Source organism: Rhodococcus sp. MSC1_016 (genome assembly GCF_023667485.2).
In the GTDB taxonomy this organism is placed as follows: Bacteria; Actinomycetota; Actinomycetes; order Mycobacteriales; family Mycobacteriaceae; genus Rhodococcus_F; species Rhodococcus_F oxybenzonivorans.
The window spans coordinates 521625-542593 of the sequence record NZ_JAMOZI020000001.1; the positions used below are offsets into that span (position 1 = coordinate 521625).

Here is a 20969-nt window from a genome sequence, read left to right on the forward strand (position 1 = left end):
CGGGTGCGTCAGCGCACCACGGGCTGGTGCTGCGTGATGCAGTGGATTCCGCCGCCGCGGGCGAAGAGGGGTCGTGCATCGACGGTCACCACGTCACGTCCGGGGTAGGCGGACGACAGGAGCGCGACGGCCTCCTCGTCGGCGGGATCGTCGAAACTGCAGGCGATCACTCCACCGTTGACGACGAGATGGTTGATGTAGCTGTAGTCGACGAATCCCTCGTCGTCGCGGAGCACCGTCGGCGCCGGCACCGGAATGATTTGCCAGGATTGGCCGCGGGCGTCCGTGGTCTGCTTCAGCAGGTCGATGACGGTCCTGCTGACCTCGAAGTCGGGGTGTTCCGGGTCGCGCTGATCGTGCACCAGGATGACGCCCGGAGACGGGATGGCGGCCACGATGTCGACGTGTCCGCGCGTGCCGAACGTGTCGGAGTCGCGGGTGAGTCCGCGGGGCAACCAGATGACGTTCGTGGCGCCGAGGGTGCGCGCGAGTTCGGCCTCGACATCGGCCTTGGACAGTCCCGGATTGCGGCCGGGATCGAGTTGCACGGTCTCGGTGACCAACACGGTGCCGAGGCCGTCCACTTGAATTCCGCCGCCCTCGTTGACGAGCGTCGACTCGACGAGTTCGGCGCCGGACCGCTCGACCACCATCTTGCCGATCGTGGAATCGCGGTCCCACCGTGCCCAGTCCTGGCCGCCCCACCCGTTGAACACCCAGTCGACGCCTCCGAGCCTGCCGTCCTCGGACACCACGAAGGTGGGACCGATGTCGCGCATCCAGGCGTCGTTCAGCGGGGCCTCGACGACGTCGATGTGAGGGGAGAGGTATTCCCTCGCGACGGCCATCTCGTCCGGGTCGACCACGACGGTGACGGGTTCGAACCGGGCGATCGCGTGTGCCACCGCGGCCCAGGTGCTGCGGGCCTCGTGGTGGGCTGCGGGAGTGTCCCCGAGCGAGTATCCCTCGCTGGGAAAGGCCATCCAGGTGCGCTCGTGAGGTTCGCCCTCCGCGGGCATGCGCCAGCTCATCAGGCTTTCCCGAAGGGGGAGGCGTGATCGACGGGTTCGGTGAGGGCGCCGTAGGTGTCGGGTCGCCTCGTCGTGAGAAACGGGAACAGTGCGAGCCAGTCTTCTCGCTGCTGAAGGTCGAGATCGGCGACCAGGACGGCGGATTCGTCACGCGGTGCCTGAACGAGAATGCGGCCGTAGGGATCGGAGATGAACGACGACCCGTAGAAGGTGATGAGGCCTTCGTTGCCGTGGCGGTTGGGCACCACCATGAATGTGCCGTTCGCGATCCCGTTTCCGACGATCACCTGTTGCCACAGCGGCTGGGTGTCGAACTGGGGGAAGTCGGGTTCGGAGCCGATGGCGGTGGGGTACACCAGAACTTCGGCGCCACCGAGCGAATACGCGCGAGCAACCTCGGGGAACCACTCGTCCCAGCAGGTCGGCATGCCGAGTTTCACACCGTCGAGGGCAGTGTGCACCGGGTATGGATCGGTGGCCGGTCCGCCGCGGAAGTAGGTGTCCTCGTAGTAGCCGGCGGTCACCGGAATGTGCAGTTTGCGGGTGCGTGCCAGCAGTCGGCCGGACGGGGACACGAGGATGGCCGTGTTGAACCCGAGGCCGTCGTCGTACTGGTCGCCGCTCTCGCGGTCGTCGCGCTCGTAGAGCGAGGCATGGACGGGGATACCGTGTTCGGCCGCCGCCTTGGCCGCGAAGGTGAATGTCGGGCCGGTGAGGAGGTCTTCCGCCTGGCGGCCGGGGTTGTCACCGCCTTCCACGAATGCGGGATAGCGGCTCAGCGTCAGCTCGGGCAGGAAGACGACCTGAGCTCCGAGTCGAGCCGCCGCGGTGATTCCTTCGTCGAGTTCGGCGTGGAGGTCCTGCTCGTCCTCGTGCCACCGGTGCTGCACCAGCCCGACGCGGAGCAGGGGGCGTTCGGTCGTCCGCGCTCCCGTGATCGGCGTCCTGGAAAGGGGCGCGGGAGGGGTCGGTGCGGTGATCGTCAACATTGTGGTCCTCGGATGTCCGGTTCGGCGACTGCCTAAAACGAATTGGATTCGTTAAGTATGGTGGGTGAGTGCTCGACGATCAAGGGGTGGGACGTGTCGAATTCGACTTTTTCTCGCTCGACCCCGCCATCGGCAGCGAAACATCGACCAGAGGGGCGTACTCATGCCACGGCCATCACAGCGGCTGCTGTCACCGGAGATCATCACGGAAGCGGCCATTCGCCTGGTGGACCTCACCGGTGACTTCACGATGCCGGGCCTCGCCGAGCGGCTGAAGGTGCGGCCCTCCTCGCTGTACAACCACGTGTCGGGGAGGGCGGAGATCATCGAATTGATGCGCGCCAGCGTGATGGCGGGCATCGTGGTGGCGGACCCAGACGGCAAGTGGAGTGAGACGGTGGCCTCCCTGGCGCGCGAGTATCGGCGCAACTACGCCGAGCATCCTCGGCTGATTCCACTGTTCACCGCGCACACGGTGCAATCCGGTGTGGCGTTCGGAATGTACAACGCGCTGGCGCAAGCCTTTTCGGACGGCGGATTCTCACCGGCGGAGGTTCTCCACGCCATCACGACGGTCGACAGCTTCGTTCTGGGCTCCGCGCTCGACCTCGCTGCCCCCGAGGTGGTCTGGGCGACCGCCCCGGAGGCGAACGAGCCGATGCGGGCAGCGTTGGCCACGTCCGGACCGAACCCCGGACGGGCCGATGCAGCATTCGAGTTCGGACTGCGCACCCTTATCGCAGGCTTGGTGGCGCAGGCTCCGACGCGAGATCGCTCTCGTCCCGCAGCGCCGATGTCTCGCGGGTGAGGGTTCGGCCCTGGAAGAACGCAGGGTTGCGGAAACGCATGATCACCATCAGGACGGCACCGAGCAGAAGAATGCCGAACCCGAGGTAGAACACGAGTCCGATACCGCCGATCTGTGCGCCACTCCCGTTCTCGGGGTTCATGCTCTCGTCGACTGAGATGACGAAGACCGCGAGCAGCATGAGTCCGCCGAGCAGCGGGAACACGAAGCGAAAGACAGCGTTGCGGACACTGGTGAACAGCCGTCCCCGGAAGTACCACACGCAGGCGAACGCGGTGATGCCGTAATACCAGCAAATCATGATTCCCAGCGCGGCAATGGTGTCGAGCAGGGCGCTCTCGGACAGGAAGGTGACCACCGTGTAGAACACGGCCGTCACCACACCGGCGACGACGGTGGCGTAGGACGGCACCAGAAACCGGGGAGACACCTCGGCGAGCTTCTTCGGAAACGCACCGTACGCGCCCATGGCGAGCATCGTGCGCGCTGCCGGGAGGAAGGTGGTCTGCAGGCTCGCGATCGAGGAGACGAACACGGCGAGGAACAGCAGCATGCCACCCCAGTTGCCGAGAACGGGATCTGCGAGGGCGCCGAACACGTTCTCCGAGTTGTCCGGGTTACCGAGGCCGAGGCCCTCTTCGCCGACTCCCGCATACATCATTGCCGCAACCGACACCAGCAGGTAGGTCAGCAGGATCGTCGCGACGCACAGCAGCCCCGCGCGACCGGGAGTCTTCTTGGGGTTCTTCGATTCCTCGCCGAGGGTCAGGCAGGTGTCCCATCCCCAGAAGGCGAAGATCGAACCCGTGACACCGATGACGAAGGCGCCGATGGCAAGTCCGGAGAAGGGATCGAACCAGCTGAGATCGAACGACAGGTTCGCGGGCGCCTCGCCTGCCCCGACGTGGACGAGGGCGACCACGGCGAAGGCGATGAGGAGCACCATCTGGAAGCCGACGAGTGCGACCTGCAGGCGCTCACTGGTGGTGATGCCGCGACTCGCGATCCACGTGGCGACGCCGATGAAGACGAGTGTGGTGCCGACGTTGACCACTTTGTTGCCGGGCAGATCGGCGATGCCCGGACTGTCGAACAGTCGGGCGATGAAAAGGTAGAAGAACTGGACGGCGATCGCCGCCAGATTCGATAGCACGATGATGGTGGCAATTACCATTCCCCAGCCGCACATCCATCCGACGTACGGACCGAACGCCTTGGTCGACCAGGTGAAAGAGGCACCGCAGTCCGGTGATTCGGAGTTCAGCTCCCGGTATGCGTAGGCGGTGAGGAACATGGGAATGAATCCGGCGATGAAGATGGCGGGCATCTTCAGTCCCACCGCGGCGACGATCAGTCCGATGCTCGCGGTGAGGGTGTAACCCGGTGCGACGGAGGAGATACCGAGAATCGCGCCGGACAATGTCCCCACCGTGCCGGTCGCCAGGCCCTTGGCGCTCACCCCGCCCGCGGTGGGCCCCTGTGCGACTTCGTCGTTCGTCATGGTCGAACCTCCGGTGGGGAACAAGCGTGGATCCGGGGCGGGTGTGGTGGAAGGTCTACTCACTGTGCGGGAACTCCTGCTTCGGTACGACGACCATGGGTACCGGCAGGACACGGAGCATCTTGGCGGCGGTGGACCCCAGGAACAGTCGATGAGGTTGGGCGAGGCGGCTGGAGCCGACCATGACGAGGTCGCCGTCCTGCCAGTCGAGTGTGCGGACCGCCGATTCCACGGTGGAGCCGTCGGCTATCAGCACGGAGATCGGAAACTCCTCGGGCAGAGCGGAACGTGCCGTGTCGAGAGTGCTCTGTGCGTGGGCGACGGCGCGTTCGCGGATGTCCTCGGGTGTGTCGCGGTGGTCGCGGAGGTCGTTCCGCGGGTCCAGCGCCACCAGCGACACCAGGCGTAGGGGTGCCTGCATGAGTTCACTGGTTCTCACCGCGGTTCGCAGCAGCACGTCGGCGCCGGCGCGGGTACCGAGTGCGCAGGTGATCTCCCGGATCTTCTTGGCCGTGGAATGCCGGGCACCGCGCGGAGCCAGGGCCAGCGGAACGTGTGCCGAGTGCAGCAATTCCGTCGACACCGAACCGACGGAGTGCCGCCCCAGGAGTCCGTCGCCGGCGGCACCGACGACGATGGCCTGTGCGCCGAGCCGGGTCACCTCGTCGAGGAGACCCTGCGCGAATGACTCGTGGAAGCTGAGGTGGACGTCCACGTCGATGTCGCTCGGCACCGACGACTTCGCCTTGTCCAGCCAGCGCTGGGCACGGGAGGCGAGGATGTCGTCGTAGCCCGTCTCGGCCGGGACTCGCGCCGGGACCGTCCGGTCCGGCGGGAGCACCATGCAGATGTCGAGCTGGGCACCGAGACTGCGGGCGAGCTGCGCCCCGAGGGCCAGACCGTCCTCCCCGCTGGGGGTGGCGAGATATCCCACGACCAATCGCATCATTGAGGGTTCCGATCTGGCTCGGGGCGGGGAGTTTACGCGAAGCCGATGTATTTGGTCTCGAGGTATTCCTCGATGCCCTCGGTGCCGCCTTCGCTGCCGAGCCCGGATTGTTTGACGCCGCCGAACGGTGCTGCGACGTCGGAAATCACGCCGCGGTTGACGCCGACCATGCCGCTCTCGAGCTTGTCGGCGACACGGAACGCGCGATCGACGTCTCGCGTGTAGATGTACGCGGCGAGTCCGTATTCGGTGTCGTTCGCGGCGGCGACAGCTTCGGCCTCGGTGTCGAAACCGGTGATGGCGGCGACGGGTCCGAAGATTTCCTCCCGGATGATGCGGGCGCCGGCGGGTACCTCGTCGAGGACGGTCGGCTCGAAGAAGTAGCCGGGCCCGTCGACGGACTTACCGCCGGTGCGGACCCGGGCCCCCGCGGCGACGGCGTCGTCGACGAGGGACGCCACGTTGCGACGTTGCTTGTCGTTGACGAGGGGACCGACGTCGGTGCCGTCTTCGCTGCCCGGCCCGACGGTGAGTGCGGCGATCCGCTCGGTGAGCTTGGTGGTGAATTCCTCGCGCACCGAGTTGGCGACGATCAGGCGGTTCGCGGCGGTGCAGGCCTCGCCGCCGTTGCGCATCTTCGCGGCCATCGCACCGTCGACTGCGGCATCGATGTCGGCGTCGTCGAACACGACGAACGGGGCGTTGCCACCGAGCTCCATCGAGGTGCGCAGCACCTGCTGGGCGGACTGCTCGATGAGGATCTTGCCGACGCGGGTGGAGCCGGTGAACGTCACCTTCCGCAGTCGCGGGTCGGCGAGGAGGGGTGCGGTGACGGCGGCGGCGTCGAGGGTGGGGAGCACCGAGAGCACACCGGCGGGCAGGCCGGCGTCGGCGAAGATCTCGGCGAGCAGCAGCATGGTCAGCGGGGTGTCCTCGGCGGGTTTGACGATGATGGTGCAGCCGGCGGCGAGGGCGGGACCGATCTTGCGGGTGCCCATGGCGAGGGGGAAGTTCCAGGGGGTGACGGCCAGGGTGGGGCCGACGGGGACCTTGGTGACCATGATCCGTCCGTTGCCGGAGGGGGAGGTGGTGTAGCGGCCCTGGATGCGGACGGCTTCCTCGCTGAACCAGCGCAGGAACTCGGCACCGTAGTTCACCTCGCCGCGGCTCTCCGGCAGTGCCTTGCCCATTTCCATCGTCATCAGCAGGGCGAGGTCGTCGGTGCGTTCGATCACCTTCTCCCACGCCGAACGCAGGATGATAGACCGCTGCCGAGGTGCGGTGGCGGCCCACTCGTCCTGGACGGCGGCGGCGGAGTCCAGGGCGCGGAGTGCGTCCTTGCCGCCGGCGTCGGCGACGTCGGCGAGGTGGGCGCCGGTGGCGGGGTCGTAAACCGGGAATGTGCCGCCGTCGATCGGGTCGGTCTGGGCGCCGTCGATCCACAGGCCGGTGGGCAGGGTGGTGCGGAGCCGTTCGAAATCAGTCATGGGAGTCCTTCTGGTCGGGGTGCGGGCGCTTTCGCGCCCGTGCGCCTTTCTGGTAGCGGTGGCAACCAGAAAGGCGCACGGGTCAGACGAGGGAACGAACTATCTGCTCGATGACCGTCAACGCGTCCTCGAGCAGGTCGTCGCCGATCACCAACGGGGGAAGCAGGCGGATCACGTTGCCGTAGGTACCGCACGTCAGCAGGATGACGCCCTGCTCGAGAGCCTGAGCGGCGATGGCCTTGGTCAACTCCGCGTCCGGTTCGGTGGTTCCGGGCTTGACGAATTCCATGGCGAGCATGGCGCCGCGACCGCGCACGTCACCGATCACACCGACCTCGGCGGCGAGGGCGTGCAACCGCGGCAGGACGAGGTCGGCGATGTGCCGAGCCCGGCCCGGCAGGTCGAATGTCCGCATGGTGTCGAGGGCGGCGAGCGCGGCGGCACAGGCGACGGGATTGCCGCCGTAGGTGCCGCCGAGTCCGCCGGGGTGGACCTTGTCGAGAAGTTCGGCCCGTCCCGTGATTGCGGAGAGGGGCATGCCGCCGGCCATGCCTTTGGCCATGGTGATGATGTCCGGGACCACGTCCTCGTGCTCGCACGCGAACCAGGCGCCGGTGCGGGAGAAGCCGGTTTGCACCTCGTCGGCGATGAAGACGACGCCGTTGGCGCGCGCCCAGGCGACCAGAGTGGGGAGGAATCCCTCTGCCGGAACGATGAATCCGCCCTCGCCCTGGATCGGCTCGATGATGATCGCCGCGAGCGAATCGGCGCCGATCTGCTTCTCCATCTGGGTGATGGCCCGCTGGGCGGCCTGCTCGCCGGTCAGCCCGTCCTGATCGCGGTACGGGTACGACATCGGGAGGCGGTAGACCTCGGGAGCGAAGGGGCCGAAGTGGGCCTTGTAGGGCATCGACTTGGCGGTCAGGGCCATCGTCAGGTTGGTGCGGCCGTGGTAGGCGTGGTCGAATGCGACGACGGCGTCGCGTCCGGTGGCGAGGCGGGCGACCTTGATCGCGTTCTCCACCGCTTCGGCGCCCGAGTTGAACAGGACGGTCCGCTTCTCGTGATCGCCGGGGGTGAGGGCGGCGAGTTCCTCCGCGACCCGCACGTAACCCTCATACGGGGTGACCATGAAGCAGGTGTGGGTGAAATGTCCGACCTGCTCCCGAACTGCCTCGGCCACAGCGGGATCCGAGGCTCCCACGCTGGTGACGGCGATGCCGGAGCCGAGGTCGACGAGCGAGTTGCCGTCGACGTCCACGATGACGCCACCGTCCGCGTCCGCGGCGTACACGGGCACGCTCGAGCCGACGCCCGCGGCCACGGTGGCGCGGCGGCGAGCGGTGAGGGCCGCCGACTTCGGGCCGGGAAGCTCGGTGACCAGTGCTCGCTTCTGCGGCAGCCGGTACTGGATGTCGTTCATCAGGGTGCAGTCCTCAGGGTCGTGACGGTAGATGGGAAAACGGGAGTCGAGGTCAGTCGTGTGAGCTCATGACGTGCTTGATGCGGGTGTAGTCCTCGACGCCGTAGCCGGAAAGGTCTTTGCCGTAGCCGGAATACTTGAATCCGCCGTGCGGCATTTCGGCGACAAGCGGGATGTGGCAATTGATCCACACGGCGCCGAAATCGAGTGCTGCCGAAAGCCGTTGCGTGACACCGTGATCGTGCGTCCACACGCTCGACGCCAGACCGTACCGGACGTCGTTGGCGAGGGTCACGGCCTCCTTCTCGTCCGAGAAGCTCTGCACGGTGAGGATGGGCCCGAACGTCTCTTCCTGCACGATGTCGTCGCGCTGGTCGACTCCGGTGATCACGGTGGGCTCGAAGAAGAAGCCCTGCTCGCCGGAACGTCTGCCGCCGGTGGCGATCTTGGCGGAGGCGGGCAGATCCGCAATCTTCGCGCTGACGGTGTTGAAGTGGTTGATGTTGTTGAGTGGACCGTAGAACGTGTCCGGGTCGTCCGGGAGGCCCGGTTTCAACGTCTCGGCCTTACGGACCAGCGCATCGACGAGCTGGTCGTGGATCGACTCGTGGACGAGGACGCGGGTGGCCGCGGTGCAGTCCTGGCCGGCGTTGAAGAACGCCGCTTCGGCGATTCCGTCGGCGGTCTTCTCGATGTCGACGTCACCGAACACGATGGCAGGCGCCTTGCCGCCCAATTCGAGGTGCGCGCGCTTGAGCTGGCGGGCGGCGGAAACGGCCACCGCGATGCCGGCGCGCACCGACCCGGTGATCGACACGAGCCCGAGCGCGGGGTGTTCCACGAGGGTCGCACCGGTCTCCCCGTTGCCCAGCACCACGTTGAACACGCCATCCGGCAGGATGCCCTTGGTCAACCGGGCGAGGACGAGGGTGCTGTTCGGGGTGGTGTCGCTGGGCTTGAGGACGATGGTGTTGCCGGCGGCCAAGGCGGGGCCGATCTTCCACAGCGCCATCATGAACGGGTAGTTCCACGGGGTCACCTGTCCGACGACACCGACCGGTTCGCGGCGCACATAGGACGTGAATCCCTCCATGTACTCCCCGGCGGCCTTGCCCTCGAGCATGCGGGCCGCCCCGGCGAAGAACCGGAGCTGGTCTGCCCCGACCTTGATCTCCTCGTCGGCAATGACCTGTTTGGGCTGCCCTGTGTTGCGGCACTCCGCCTCGACGAGTTCGTCGCTGTGCGCCTCGATCGCGTCGGCCAGCTTCAGCAGTGCCGTCTGGCGCACGCTCGGCGTGGTCTTGCCCCAAGACACGAAGGCTCGCTCCGCCGCCTCGACGGCAGCGTCCACATCGGCCTTGGTGGACACCGGCGCACGGCCGACGACGCTCTCGTCCACCGGATTGATCAAGTCGAGGGTCTCCGTCGTCGACGAGGCGACGAACTCGCCATTGATGTAGTTCTGGAGTACGTCGATCGACATCCGTACCGTTCCTCTCGTGGGGTCGAACGGCCCGCCGACAAGCGTTCGCCGGGGTCCGTAGTGCATCTGGTAGTCAGTGTGCGCTGCCTCACAAGGTGGTGGCAGCTGACGAAATGGTGAAAGCAAGAGCGCTGGGCGCGCCGAGTTGTCCAGCCTTCAGAGCGGCCGGGGAGTGGTTCGATGGCGGATCCGGCCCGCCACGACGGTCAGCCCGACGCGGGAGGTGAGGAGCGAGCCGGCGCCCTCGGTGAACGGGTTTCCGTCGAGGACGACGAAATCGGCCGCTTTGCCGGCGACGAGTTGCCCGGTGAGGTCGTCCCAGCAGCACGAGTAGGCAGCGTCACGGGTCGCGTGCGCCAGTGCGTCCGCCATCGGGAGGGCGTACTCGGGAAGGTTGGGTGGCAGAGTCGGATCGATCGCGGACTTGCGCGTCGTCGCGACGTACATGTTGGGCAGCGGCGGATGCGGTGCGGTGGGGGCGTCGGAACCCAGCGCCAGGACCGCGCCCGCCGAGGTCATCTCGGGCCAGGGGTACGCCCGCTCGATCCGGTGGTCACCCAGAACGGCGCGCCAGTTCTCCTGGATCGCCGGGTCGGCGTGCACCGGCTGCATCGAGGCGACGACACCGAGTTGTGCCAGACGCTGCACGTTGTCCTTCGTGATCGTCTCGAGGTGTTCCATGCGGTGTCGACGCGACCGGATTCCGTTGACGGCGATCGCCTTCTCCAGCGCGGTGAGCCCGATCTCCGAGGCCTCGTCACCGATGGCGTGCATGGCCACCTGGAGTCCCGCGGCATCAGCCGCAGTGACCACGGGTGCCAGCGACTCGAGATCCCAGATCGGTTCGGCATTGGTGCCGTCGGAGTACGGCTCCTTCATGGTGGCGGTGCAGCTGTCGATGACACCGTCGATGATGATCTTGATCCCGGCCATTCGCAGCCACGGCCCCTGTAGGCGCTGGGCGTACGTCGCGGCCTCGCGGACCTGACGGACGTTCTCCTCCGTCGAATCGGTTCGGGTGATGAGCCAGTGCCCGGCTACTCGAAGCGGCAACGTGCCGCCCCCGGCTGCCAGGGCTCGCTCGAGCGCCGCCACCTCGTCCGCACCGAGTGCCATGTCGACGGCTCCGGTGACGCCGTCGGCCAGGTACCGCTCGAACGCCGCCGCGAGCGCGACGTCACGTTCGTGGTCGGTGACCACCTTCGCGAGGGCGGGCCACACGATCTGGGTCACCGCCGTTTCGTACAACATCCCGGTGGCGTGGCCCGTCGCCGGATCGCGTTCGATCCGGCCGCCGAGGGGATCGGGCGTGTGGTCGTCGATCCCCAGTTCGTGGAGTGCTGCGGAGTTCATCCACACGGAATGGACGTCGTTGGAATCGAGGTACACGGGACGGTCCGCTTCGACCGCGTCGATCATCTGCCGGGTGGGCGGCCGGCCGCCGAGGGCCGGAAACAGCCAGCTGCGCCCAAGAATTCGGGGTGCCGTCGGATTGTCGGCGGTGAAACGCCCGATGCGATCCTGGATGTCGGCCAGATCGACGGCGCTCTGGAGATCCACCTTCTGCAGCGACTGCCCCATCATGAGCAGGTGGGTGTGAGCGTCGATGAACCCGGGCAGCACGAAAGCGCCGTCGAGTTCGACGATGTCGGCGTCGCGGGTCAGCGCGTCTGCGGTGACCGTATCCCCGACGTACGTCAGCTGGCCGTCCTCGACGATCATCGACTCCGCCCACGCGGGCTCGGCCGCGGTGAAGATTCGACCGCCTCGGTAGTGGGTGGCCTTCGCTGTCATGGTGTTCTTCCTGTCCATCGGATTCATCAGACGATCACCGACGTGGTGTAACGCAGGGTGGGATCCTGACCTACGGCGAGGGATGTGGCTTCGGTACGTGCAGAGAGAGCGGCGATCGCCGTGATCGGTACCAGCAGAACGAGACTGATCCCGGCCACGATGACACCGAACGACGGATAACCGACGGCCTCGGTGACGAGAGTGCCGAAGAGCGGGGCGAACGCGGAGCCGACCAGGTAGGTCCCGAGTAGTGGGGCGGACCAGCGTCCGGACGAATCCAGTGCGGCCGCGATGGCCACCACGTAGATGAATGCTGCCGCGTAGACGGTATTCCACGTAATGATGAGCACCAGGTAGGTGGTGGGCTCGGTGGTCAGGCACGAGCCCAGTTTCAGGGCGGCGCCCAGTACCAGCAGAACGGCCACGGGAACCGTGCGCCCGAGACGGGAGCCCAGAGCGGTGAGGAGCAGTGCGATACCGATACCACCTGCAGTCGATGCGGACAGGGCCAAGCCCATCTGCTGTTCGGTCAGCCCCGCGTGCTCGAATCCCATGATGCCGGACACCGCCCACAACGAGTCCTCACCGATTGCCCAGACGGCGAACAGCACGAGCAGCGACGCTCCGGCGACCGTGACGCGTTTCCGGGTGACCCCTTCGGGCAGTTCGGCGCGGGTTCTCGTCGTGCCTGCCCCGAGGTCGGGGGCGGTCGGCAACCAGGTCATGGTGAGTGCAGTGGCCAGTGCGAGTACGGCCACGATGCCGAAGGCGTTGGTCATCCGTGTGCCGAGAATCGGGATCAGCGCGAGGACACCGGTGACGGCCACGCGATTGACGAGACCGCTCAGTCCGGAGACACGGTTCGGGTTGGTAAACGCCGCCATCGCCGCGCCGCCGACTGCGACGGCACCGCCGGCCCCGAGGCCTCCGACGACGATCGCGAAGCAGGCGATCGGTGCGGACGGAACGACGGCTGCCGCCGCGAATCCGGCTGCCATGACGACGAGGCCCGCCCGGCCGAGCCGCCGCCGGAACCGTCCGGCCGCCCATCGGGTGGTCGCGAGGCATACCAGCGCGCATGCCAGCAACGATCCCGTCAGAACGGCACCGGCGACGGTCTGGGACACGCCGAGATCGTCGACCATCGCGATGATCATGAGCGGGACGAGGTTGGCGGTCATGTATCCGACCACGAAGACGCTGAACGTGGCGATTCCGCTCCTGGCAGTCAGTGGGACGCGGAGGGCGTGATTTTTTGGCGTTTCCGGTGGTTGCACGAGGAGAACTCCGTGTCTCGAGTAGTGTGCCGGACCGCTCGCGGGACGTTCTCCCGGTGAGATCGGATCACTTAGCGAATCGTATTCGTTAAGTATGCGGAGCCTCGGGTTCGGGCGCAAGACCTAAAACGAACGAAATTCGTTAATGTGGTGTTTCGGTGTCCGTACAGGTCACCGGTACCGAGTCCTCTGACAGAATGGAGTCGATGCTCGGGTTCCGATGGCCGATCTGTCCAGCCACGTTCCGGGGATCGACGGGTCAGGGTGGCACACACCAGACCGCAACGCGCAGGAGCCCGACATGACCGTTCCCGTCCGCTGGATGTTGTCCCAGCCGGATCTGGCTCTCGAACTCCGGGGCGGAGCCGCAGGCCTCGGTAACGAGATCACCTTCGCCATCACCACCGAACTGTCCGATCCGTTCCGGTGGCTCTCCGGTGGGGAACTGCTGCTCACCACAGGGCTGCGACTGCCCCTGACAGCGGCCGACCGGGCCCGGTATCTACGTGGACTCGACGGCGTGGGAGTGGCCGCCGTCGGATTCGGCACGGGGCTGTCGCACCCGGAAGTGCCGGAGGACCTCGTCGCCGTGGCCGACGACCTCGGTCTTCCGCTGCTGGAAGTGCCGTTACCGACCCCCTTCGCCGCCGTCGTCAAACGCGTGATGAACCGTCTGGCCGAACAAGAATACGAGTCGGTCCTGCGGGCGTCCCGGGCACAGCCACGGATGACGCGGGCCGTCATCTCGGGTGGAACCGGCGCCACCGTCCGTGAACTCGCGATGGCCACCTCAGCCACGGTGCTACTTCTCGATCTGTCCGGCAGGGTACTCGAACACCATCCCGCGCGACCGGACGACGAGGTCCTCGGCGAAGTGCGCGATGTGCTGGCGGCAGGAACGGGTGGAGCGTCGAGCAGCGTGTCGCTGGCGCGGTCGGGGGCCTCGATCACCGTCCAGCAGATCAGTGTCGGAAGCACCCCGCACGGGCATGTGGCGGTGATCAGTCCGACGGCGCTCAGCCACGTCGATCAGATTCTGCTGGGTCACGCCAATTCGCTGCTGGCGCTGGACTTCGAGAAGCCCGCTCGCCTGCGCGTCGCGCAGAATCAGCTCAATTCGCACGCGCTCGGTCTGCTGCTCACCGACGATCGCGACCTGGCGCCTGCGTGGGAGCAGATTCGGGGCGCGGCCGATGCCGACGGGATGGTGCGAGGTCTGACGGTGGTCGCCGAGACTCTGGAACTCGCGCAGCGGGTGGAGTCGGCGGTCGCCGCGGCGATGGACACGGTTGGGCGCCAGCTCTTCTCGCGTCGCCACGACACCCGGATCACAGTTCTTCTCCGTGGAACCGACGACGTGGACTTCGCACGGTCGATGCTGAGCGCGCTGCCCCCGGGCACGCGTAAGGCGGTCCGAGCCGGGTTGAGCGGGCGACGGGAGCTGTCTGGTGTCGTGGCGGCGATCGAGCAGTCGCAACTCGCGGCGTCGGCGGCCGAAGCCGGGGCCGAACCACTGGAATTCGCGGCGCTCACCGGCAGTGCCCTACTCGCGTTCAGCGCGACCCGTGAAGTACTCAACTCGCTGGCGGACACAATGATTGCGCCCATCGACGACTACGACCGCGTCAACGGCACAGAGCTTCTGGGGTCGTTACGGGCGTTCCTCGAGGCCAACGGGCATTGGGAGTCCGCGGCCGCCGCGATGGGCGTCCACCGGCACACCCTGCGCAGCCGGATGGCGCGGATCGAAGCCCTGATCGACTGCAGGCTGGACGTGGCGCGGGTGCGCGCCGAACTACTACTCGCGATCATCGCCCGGCAGTCGTGACTGCCGGGCGATGATCGCCAGGGCCTACTGTCCGAGGCGCGCGACGATATCCGCGGCGGTGCGCTGACCCATCCGGACGGCGCCGTCCACGTGCTGGTAGCCCTCGGCCGCGATGTCCGAGCAGGAGAAATGGAACGGCCCGACCGGGGTCCGTGTGTCCTTTCCGTACCGGTGCAGGCCACCGAGGTCGAAGCTGGCGGCGTACGCGCCCCGCGTCCATTCCTCGGAGCCCCAGTCGGACTCGTAGTACACCACCGGCTCGGCCGCCTTCGGCCCGAGGTAGCGGGCGAGCGAGCCGAGAATGGTGGCGCGACGCTCCTCTTCGCTCAATTCGAACATCGCGTCGGCTTTCTCGTCCGACACGAACGCGACGAGGGTGCCCCGGGTGTCCTCGTAATTGGTGTTGTCGTACACCTCCTGCACAATCTCCGAGGCCCCGAAGCCGGTGCCGGACAGACCGTCTTCGCGCCAGAACGGCGTCTCGTACACGGCGTGCACCTTGATGACGAGTCCGAGTGATTGATGCTGATGCATCTGGTGCTGGCGGCGCGGCAGCGGCGGATCGTAGGAGATCCGGGAGTAGAGGTTGGGCGGCACCGCGAGCACGACCCGCGACGCCTCCACGCGGACGTCGCCGTCGGCCAAAACGACGGCACCCTGCTCGCTCCACTGCACGGTGCGCACGGGTGCGTTCAGGAACACGTCGTCCCCGAGCGCGGCGGCCAGCCGGATCGACACCTGCTGCATGCCGCCGATGACGCGCTTGTCGAGGATGAAGTCCTCGTCCACGAGGTGCGAGAACGAGCCGGCGGACGCGGCCATCAGGACGGCTTGCAGCGCGGAGAATGCGTGCGCGGGCTTGGTGAGCATGCCGCCGGCGATGAACAGGCCGATGTTGTCGCGGGCCTCGGCGTCGTCGGACTGCTCGATCAACCAGTGCTTGAACGAGATGGTGTCGAGCTCGCGGGCAAGGGGATGCGCCCAGGGCTCCTCGGCGCCGACCTGCGCGGCGAGGTCGTCGAGAATGGAGATCAAGCGGTCCATCTCCTTCCGCGTCGTCTCGTCGACGGGAAACGATTCACCGGTGTAGCGGGTGCGCTTCCCGGCGGCGGAGATGTAGACGGATTCGCCCTCGCGGTAGCGGTCGAACGTCTCGAGGCCGAGTTCGTCGAGCAAGGAGATCAGCGCCGTCTGATCGGGCGAGACCCATTGGCCGCCGATTTCGAGCGTGGCCCCGTCGATCGTGTCGGTCCAGGTGCGTCCTCCGACGCGGTCGCGCGCCTCGAGGACTGCGACGGACAGGCCTGCCTTGCGCAGTGCGGTCGCGGCGGCCAGCCCGGACGGGCCGGCACCGACAATGGCGACATCTCGCTGGAGAGTGGGCACTTTCGAACTCCTTCGATCGGTGGTGAGGTATGGGGTTACGGCGATAGGGGTCATCGGCAGCGGGTCAGTGCGAGAGTGAGCTCGGCATCGATCACGCAGATACTCGAATTGTCCACCCGATCGCGACTGCGGAGCTCGCCGAGCATGTGTGACAGCCGTTCCGCGGCCGTCGGATGCCGGTCGAGCCAGGCGGCGACGGCGTCCGCCGCGGAGGTGTCGGGGGAGGCGTCCCGCAGAACCGAGCCGATCAGCGCATGCCAGTGCTCCTGCAGGTTGTCGACGAGGACGGCCGCCGCCATCGTCTCCCAGTAGGCGGTCCCGGCCTCGCCGACGGAGAACCGTTCCGACAGCCAGTCGAGGCCGATGACCTTGCCGAATTCTCGGTAGGTTTCCGCAACCTGGGTGATCGGCAAGCCGAGGGTGCGTGCGGTGTCCTCGAGTGCGAACGCCTGCGCGAGGATGCGCAGCGTGCCCAAGTCCTGCGCGGGTGCACCGGTCAGCCGGGGCAGGGCGGAAGCCAGTTCGCGGACGGGGTCGGTGAATCGCTCGATCGACGCGCGAGCGTCGGTGTCCGCGGTGCGGTGCCGCAGGAGCCACGACGTGGTGCGCTCGATCAGGTCCTGGATGCCGAAATGCAGATTCAACCTCGTGCGGTGGGAGGCACCCGGCAAGGCGAGTACCTGGTCCCACAGCCGATCGATGTCGAACACCTGCCGCACCACCGCGTAGGCGCTCGTGATGTCGGGGGTGCCGACACCGAGGCGCTCCTCCAGGCGATGGATCAGTCCGGGTCCCACCCGGTCGATCATGTCGCCTGCGACGAGCACGGCGACGATCTCGCGGGCCAGTCGGTGTCCGCTGATCTGCTGCGGTACCCGCTCCCGGATCGGTGCGGGAAAGTAGTCCGCCAGGACGCCGTCGAACACCCCGTCGTCGAGAACCGGGGAGGCGAGTAGTTCCGTGACGACGAGATTCTTGGACTGTGCCAACAGGACGGCGATCTCGGGACGGACCAGTCCCTGCCCGGCGCGGTGTCGTGCAGTCAATTCCGCTGCGGTCGGGAGGACCTCGGCGGACCGACTGAGTCCTGCGTCCCGTTCGAGGTTTTCGATCAGCCGTTCATGACGTCCGAGAAGGAAGGGGGCATGCACCTCGGCGAGGCTGATCGCGAGGGTCTGGGCCGACGCGTCGGCCAGCACCGACTCGGCAATCTCGTCCTGGACGCGAGCGAGGAGCGAGTTCCGTTCCGCAGCAGGCAGTTCTCCGGCCGCTACCGCCGCGTCCACCGCGATCTTCAGGTTCACTTCGCGATCGGAGGTGGCGACACCGGTGGCGTTGTCGATGAAGTCCGCGTTGATGCGACCGCCCTTCAGCGCATACTCGATGCGGGCCCGCTGGGTGAACCCGAGGTTCCCGCCCTCGCCGACCACTGCGGCGCGCAGCATGTCGGCGTCGACGCGGACGGAGTCGTTGGCCGGGTCGGCAGCGTCGGCGTTGCTTTCCGCGGACGCCTTGACGTAGGTTCCGATTCCGCCGTTCCACAACAGATCGACCTCGGCCTTGAGCAGGGCCTTCACCACCTCGTGCGGGGGCAGTTCTGCTTCCTCGACGTCGAGCCGTTCGCGCACCCGAGGGGACAGCGGAATCTTCTTGGTGGTCCGGGGCCACACCCCGCCACCGGCGGACACCACGTCGCGGTCGTAGTCGTCCCAACTGCTTCCCGGCAACCCGGCCAATCGTTCGCGCTCGCGGTAGGACGCTTCGGAATCCGGGTCCGGGTCGAGGAAGATGTGCCGGTGGTCGAAGGCGCCGACGAGGCGGATCGCGCGACTGAGCAGCATGCCGTTGCCGAAGACGTCCCCGGACATGTCGCCGATCCCCACCACGGTGAACGCGTCGGTGTCGACGTTCTTACCCATCTCGGCGAAATGTCTACGTACCGAAACCCATCCACCGCGTGCGGTGATACCCATTGCCTTGTGGTCGTAACCGGCCGAACCTCCGGAGGCGAAGGCGTCGCCGAGCCAGAAACCGCGGCGCACCGCAATGCTGTTGGCGAGGTCGGAGAACCGTGCCGTGCCCTTGTCGGCGGCCACCACCAGATACGGATCGTCGCCGTCGTAGATCACGGTGTCGCGGGGGTGCACCACCTCGCCGTCGACGATGTCGTCGGTGACGTCGAGCAGTCCCTCGATGAAGGTCGTGTACGCCTGCCGCACAGCATCGGGAGCCGGATCGGTGCGCACGACGAACGCGCCCTTCGCGCCCATCGGAACGATCGGCGAGTTCTTCACGTGCTGCGTCTTCATCAGGCCCAGTACCTCGGTGCGGAAGTCGTCCTTGCGGTCCGACCAGCGCAGACCGCCGCGGGACACCGTGCCGCTGCGCACGTGACTGCCCTCGACTATCCGAGAGTGCACGAAGATCTCCCGGTACGGGGTGACGGGAGCGGACAGCGACAGCAGCGCAGGATCGATCTTGAACGCCGCCGCGGTGCCGGTTCCCCCCGTGCGGTCGTGCTGAAACCAGTTGGTGCGCAGTACGGCCGAGATGAACGACAACATGCCGCGCAGCAGGCGGTCCTCGTCCAACGTCGTGGTCTTCTCGATGGCGGTGAGGAGGATCTTCTCCGCATCCGCGACGGCCGTGCCCCGATCGGTCCGTGCAGGATCGAAGCGCGCCGCGAACAGTGCGCCGAACCCACGCACGAAACTGCTGTTGCGCAACAGGATTGCCACGATGTTCGGCTCCGACAGGCCGAGTCCCACCTGGCGGAGATAACGGCAGGCCGCACGGATCAGGACGGCGTCGGACCACGACACGTTTGCGGCCGGAATGAGACGGGTGAATCCGTCCACCTCCAAATGTCCGGCGGCCGCGGCCCCGAACGCGGCGGAGACGAGGCCGGGAGTCGCGCTGTCCCAGGCGGAGCCGTCGGTGCTGAAATCGAAGCGGTGCACTACCGTCTCGCCCGACTCGGCCGCGGGAAGCTGCTCATGGGAGGCAACCCGCAAACCGAGGTCGGCGAAGAGCGCGACGAGCTCCGCGAGCAGGGGAGCCTGCGGCCAGACCATCACGGCCGCCCGCCCGGACCCGGTGTCGGCGGGGTCGAGGAAACGTAGCTGCGGAGTGGTGTCGCCCGATGCTTGTACCGCGCTCGATTCGGCGCGCTCGTCCTGATGTGGACGAGGAGTGTCGGTCGTGCTCGGAATGACACCGGTAAAGCTCATCTTGTGGCTCCTGACCCCTGATCTGGCAAACGCGTGACTGGGGACAAGTCTGCCGAGGAGAGACGCACGCCACAGCCGACGAAGTGGAGCGTCGAACACCGGCCGGTGCGACATTTAGGCACCCGTGAGTACTTATTAACCGCGGGTGGTTATGAAGTACGCACGGCTCGCCAAGTGGACACCGCCGCCGTGCCCAGAAGACCTCCGGTGATCACGAAGATCGACGCCGTGCCCGCGACACCGGCCATAGCGCCTGCGGCCAAGGGGATCAGCACCTGGCCCAGGCGGTTCCCGGTCAGGCGCAGAGACAACGCGGCCGCCCGGTTGGGGCCGGTGACGAGGCCGGTCACCCAGGTCATCGTCAGCGGCTGCCCGATGCCCCAGAAGAAGCCGGCCACCACCAGGAGCAATGCCATCCACCACGGATCGCGGACGAACGGCAGGAGCGCGGTGGGCAGCGCCGAACACAATGTCGCGGAGACGAGCAGTCGCCGTCGCGGTGCCCGGGTGAGCAGCCACGGCAGAAACGCCCGGGACACGATCGATGCCGCGGTGCGCGCGGTGAGCAGCAACGACACCAGGAGAACGCTGAAACCGAATTCGTGGCCCAGGACGGGCAGATAGGCCACGACGACGTCGACGGAGGCGAGGACGATGAGGCTGCTGAACACCGCGGGTCGCATACCGGACGTCGAGATCATGCTCGCGACGGACTGCTGCTGGTCTTTCGCGGCCGGCTTCCTGGACTGCGGACGCTCGCGGATCGGCCACGCGAACGGAATCGACGCCAGGGACACCGCGGCCATGACCGCCAGCGCGAGAGTGGTCTGCACCGGTCCGCCGTCCGAGCTGCGGGCCGCGATCAGCCCCACGACCGGCACGCCGACGGCCTGACCGACCGACACGCCGAGGGTCAGGCCCGCGAACCCCTTGTCCAGCTCGCCCGGTTTCGACAGCAAGGTGATGAATCCCTGCCCGGCCACGGTGACGAGGATCTGGCCGAACCCGAGGACCACGTTGCCCACGCCGAGCACGATCAGGTCGTTGCTGAGCGCGATCACCACGACACCGAGTGTCGTGAGCGCCACGCCCGTACGCAGGACAGCTGCCGCGTGCCGCTGGTCGACCGCCCGCCCGATGCGGACCGCGACGAGCAGGGGTGCCAGCGAGAACAGGGCCGTCACGATTCCGATAGTGACCGCGTCACCGCCGAGAGCAAGGACACGGTACGAGACGAGAACGCGGACGGCGTGATAGACGGCCTGGAGTAGTGCGGTGGCGATACAGACGTTGAGGAACCAGTGCTTCAACGGCTCACCCGTTGATCACCCGACGATCGCCGAGCGGCGCCTGCAAAGGCACCTCGAGCGTGCCGAACACTGCGACCAGGATGCACATCTTGTCGGCCGACTCCGGCAGGCTTCCGGTGCGTAGGGAGATGGTGACGGTGGTGTCCGTCTCGGTGACGGTCGCATCGGCGCCGTAACACTCCGGGGTTCCGGTGACGAAATGGATCGCGACCTTGTTGCCGTCGGCGCGGGACCACGACTCGAACGGGGTCGGATGGGCACGGACGATGTCGGGCCGGGCGGTGAACACCGTACCGAATTCCTCGCCGGGTACCTCGCTGGGCACGGGCATCCCCGACGACGGATGGGTGGGGCTCGGGTCGACGGCGGATGCGATCTCGGGGGGAATCGTCGGTTCGTCGGTGCTCGAGGTGGACCCGCATCCGGCGACGGCGAGGCAGGCCAGCACTGCGAGGGCGATTACGCGCATAAGC

Annotated in this window: 15 protein-coding genes; 2 read left to right on the top strand and 13 right to left on the bottom strand. The window is 67.1% G+C overall.

Annotated features, from left to right (window positions below; all coding sequences use genetic code 11):
- Nucleotides 1–8 precede the first annotated feature (8 nt).
- Together L1080_RS02250 and L1080_RS02255 are read right to left on the bottom strand one after the other, a co-directional pair.
- Nucleotides 9–1031 carry an agmatine deiminase family protein gene (locus tag L1080_RS02250; protein WP_250771852.1) on the bottom strand — a complete coding sequence of 341 codons (1023 nt, stop codon included), beginning with the start codon at nt 1029–1031 and terminating at the stop codon, nt 9–11.
- Nucleotides 1031–2020: a nitrilase-related carbon-nitrogen hydrolase gene (locus L1080_RS02255; protein WP_250771848.1), complete on the bottom strand. Its 990-nt coding sequence runs from the start codon at nt 2018–2020 to the stop codon at nt 1031–1033. The genes L1080_RS02250 and L1080_RS02255 overlap by 1 nt, the downstream gene beginning before the upstream one ends.
- Nucleotides 2021–2183: 163 nt before the next feature.
- On the opposite strand from L1080_RS02255, the gene L1080_RS02260 reads away from it, so the two are divergent.
- Nucleotides 2184–2828, top strand: a complete 645-nt coding sequence (locus L1080_RS02260) for a TetR/AcrR family transcriptional regulator (RefSeq protein ID WP_159924958.1) — start codon at nt 2184–2186, stop codon at nt 2826–2828.
- On the opposite strand, the gene L1080_RS02265 is transcribed toward L1080_RS02260, so the two are convergent.
- The 7 genes from L1080_RS02265 to L1080_RS02295 form a co-directional block, all read right to left on the bottom strand.
- On the bottom strand, nt 2755–4329 hold the full coding sequence (locus L1080_RS02265; protein WP_159924959.1) for an APC family permease: 1575 nt from the start codon (nt 4327–4329) through the stop codon (nt 2755–2757). The genes L1080_RS02260 and L1080_RS02265 overlap by 74 nt on opposite strands.
- A 55-nt stretch (nt 4330–4384) precedes the next feature.
- Nucleotides 4385–5275, bottom strand: coding sequence for a universal stress protein (locus L1080_RS02270; protein ID WP_250772066.1), 891 nt, complete (start codon nt 5273–5275; stop codon nt 4385–4387).
- A 35-nt stretch (nt 5276–5310) separates the two neighbouring features.
- Complete coding sequence (locus L1080_RS02275) at nt 5311–6765, bottom strand: NAD-dependent succinate-semialdehyde dehydrogenase (RefSeq protein ID WP_250771846.1); 1455 nt, start codon at nt 6763–6765, stop codon at nt 5311–5313.
- A gap of 82 nt (nt 6766–6847) precedes the next feature.
- The gene (gene gabT / locus L1080_RS02280) at nt 6848–8188 is read right to left on the bottom strand and encodes a 4-aminobutyrate--2-oxoglutarate transaminase (RefSeq protein ID WP_250771843.1); all 1341 of its coding nucleotides are present in this window, start codon (nt 8186–8188) and stop codon (nt 6848–6850) included.
- Nucleotides 8189–8240: 52 nt separating this feature from the next.
- Complete coding sequence (locus L1080_RS02285) at nt 8241–9671, bottom strand: gamma-aminobutyraldehyde dehydrogenase (protein ID WP_250771840.1); 1431 nt, start codon at nt 9669–9671, stop codon at nt 8241–8243.
- 156 nt (nt 9672–9827) lie between these two features.
- On the bottom strand, nt 9828–11465 hold the full coding sequence (locus tag L1080_RS02290; RefSeq protein ID WP_250771836.1) for an amidohydrolase: 1638 nt from the start codon (nt 11463–11465) through the stop codon (nt 9828–9830).
- Nucleotides 11466–11491: 26 nt separating this feature from the next.
- Nucleotides 11492–12742 (bottom strand): MFS transporter, encoded by a 1251-nt coding sequence (locus L1080_RS02295; protein ID WP_308202154.1) that lies wholly within the window; start codon nt 12740–12742, stop codon nt 11492–11494.
- Nucleotides 12743–13043: 301 nt separating this feature from the next.
- Between L1080_RS02295 and L1080_RS02300 the strand changes: the two genes are divergently transcribed.
- A complete protein-coding gene (locus L1080_RS02300; protein ID WP_250771828.1) occupies nt 13044–14570 on the top strand; it encodes a PucR family transcriptional regulator in 1527 nt (508 codons plus the stop codon).
- Between the two features lie 24 nt (nt 14571–14594).
- Here L1080_RS02300 and L1080_RS02305 read toward each other — a convergent pair whose 3' ends face one another.
- From L1080_RS02305 to L1080_RS02320, 4 genes are all read right to left on the bottom strand, one after another.
- A complete protein-coding gene (locus L1080_RS02305) occupies nt 14595–15956 on the bottom strand; it encodes a flavin monoamine oxidase family protein (protein ID WP_250771824.1) in 1362 nt (453 codons plus the stop codon).
- A 50-nt stretch (nt 15957–16006) separates the two neighbouring features.
- Entirely contained in the window at nt 16007–19186 is a 3180-nt protein-coding gene (locus L1080_RS02310; RefSeq protein WP_250771821.1) for an NAD-glutamate dehydrogenase domain-containing protein, read from the bottom strand.
- A 149-nt stretch (nt 19187–19335) separates the two neighbouring features.
- The gene (locus L1080_RS02315) at nt 19336–20496 is read right to left on the bottom strand and encodes an MFS transporter (RefSeq protein WP_250771815.1); all 1161 of its coding nucleotides are present in this window, start codon (nt 20494–20496) and stop codon (nt 19336–19338) included.
- Between the two features lie 4 nt (nt 20497–20500).
- A complete protein-coding gene (locus tag L1080_RS02320) occupies nt 20501–20965 on the bottom strand; it encodes a hypothetical protein (protein WP_109332631.1) in 465 nt (154 codons plus the stop codon).
- Nucleotides 20966–20969 lie beyond the last annotated feature (4 nt).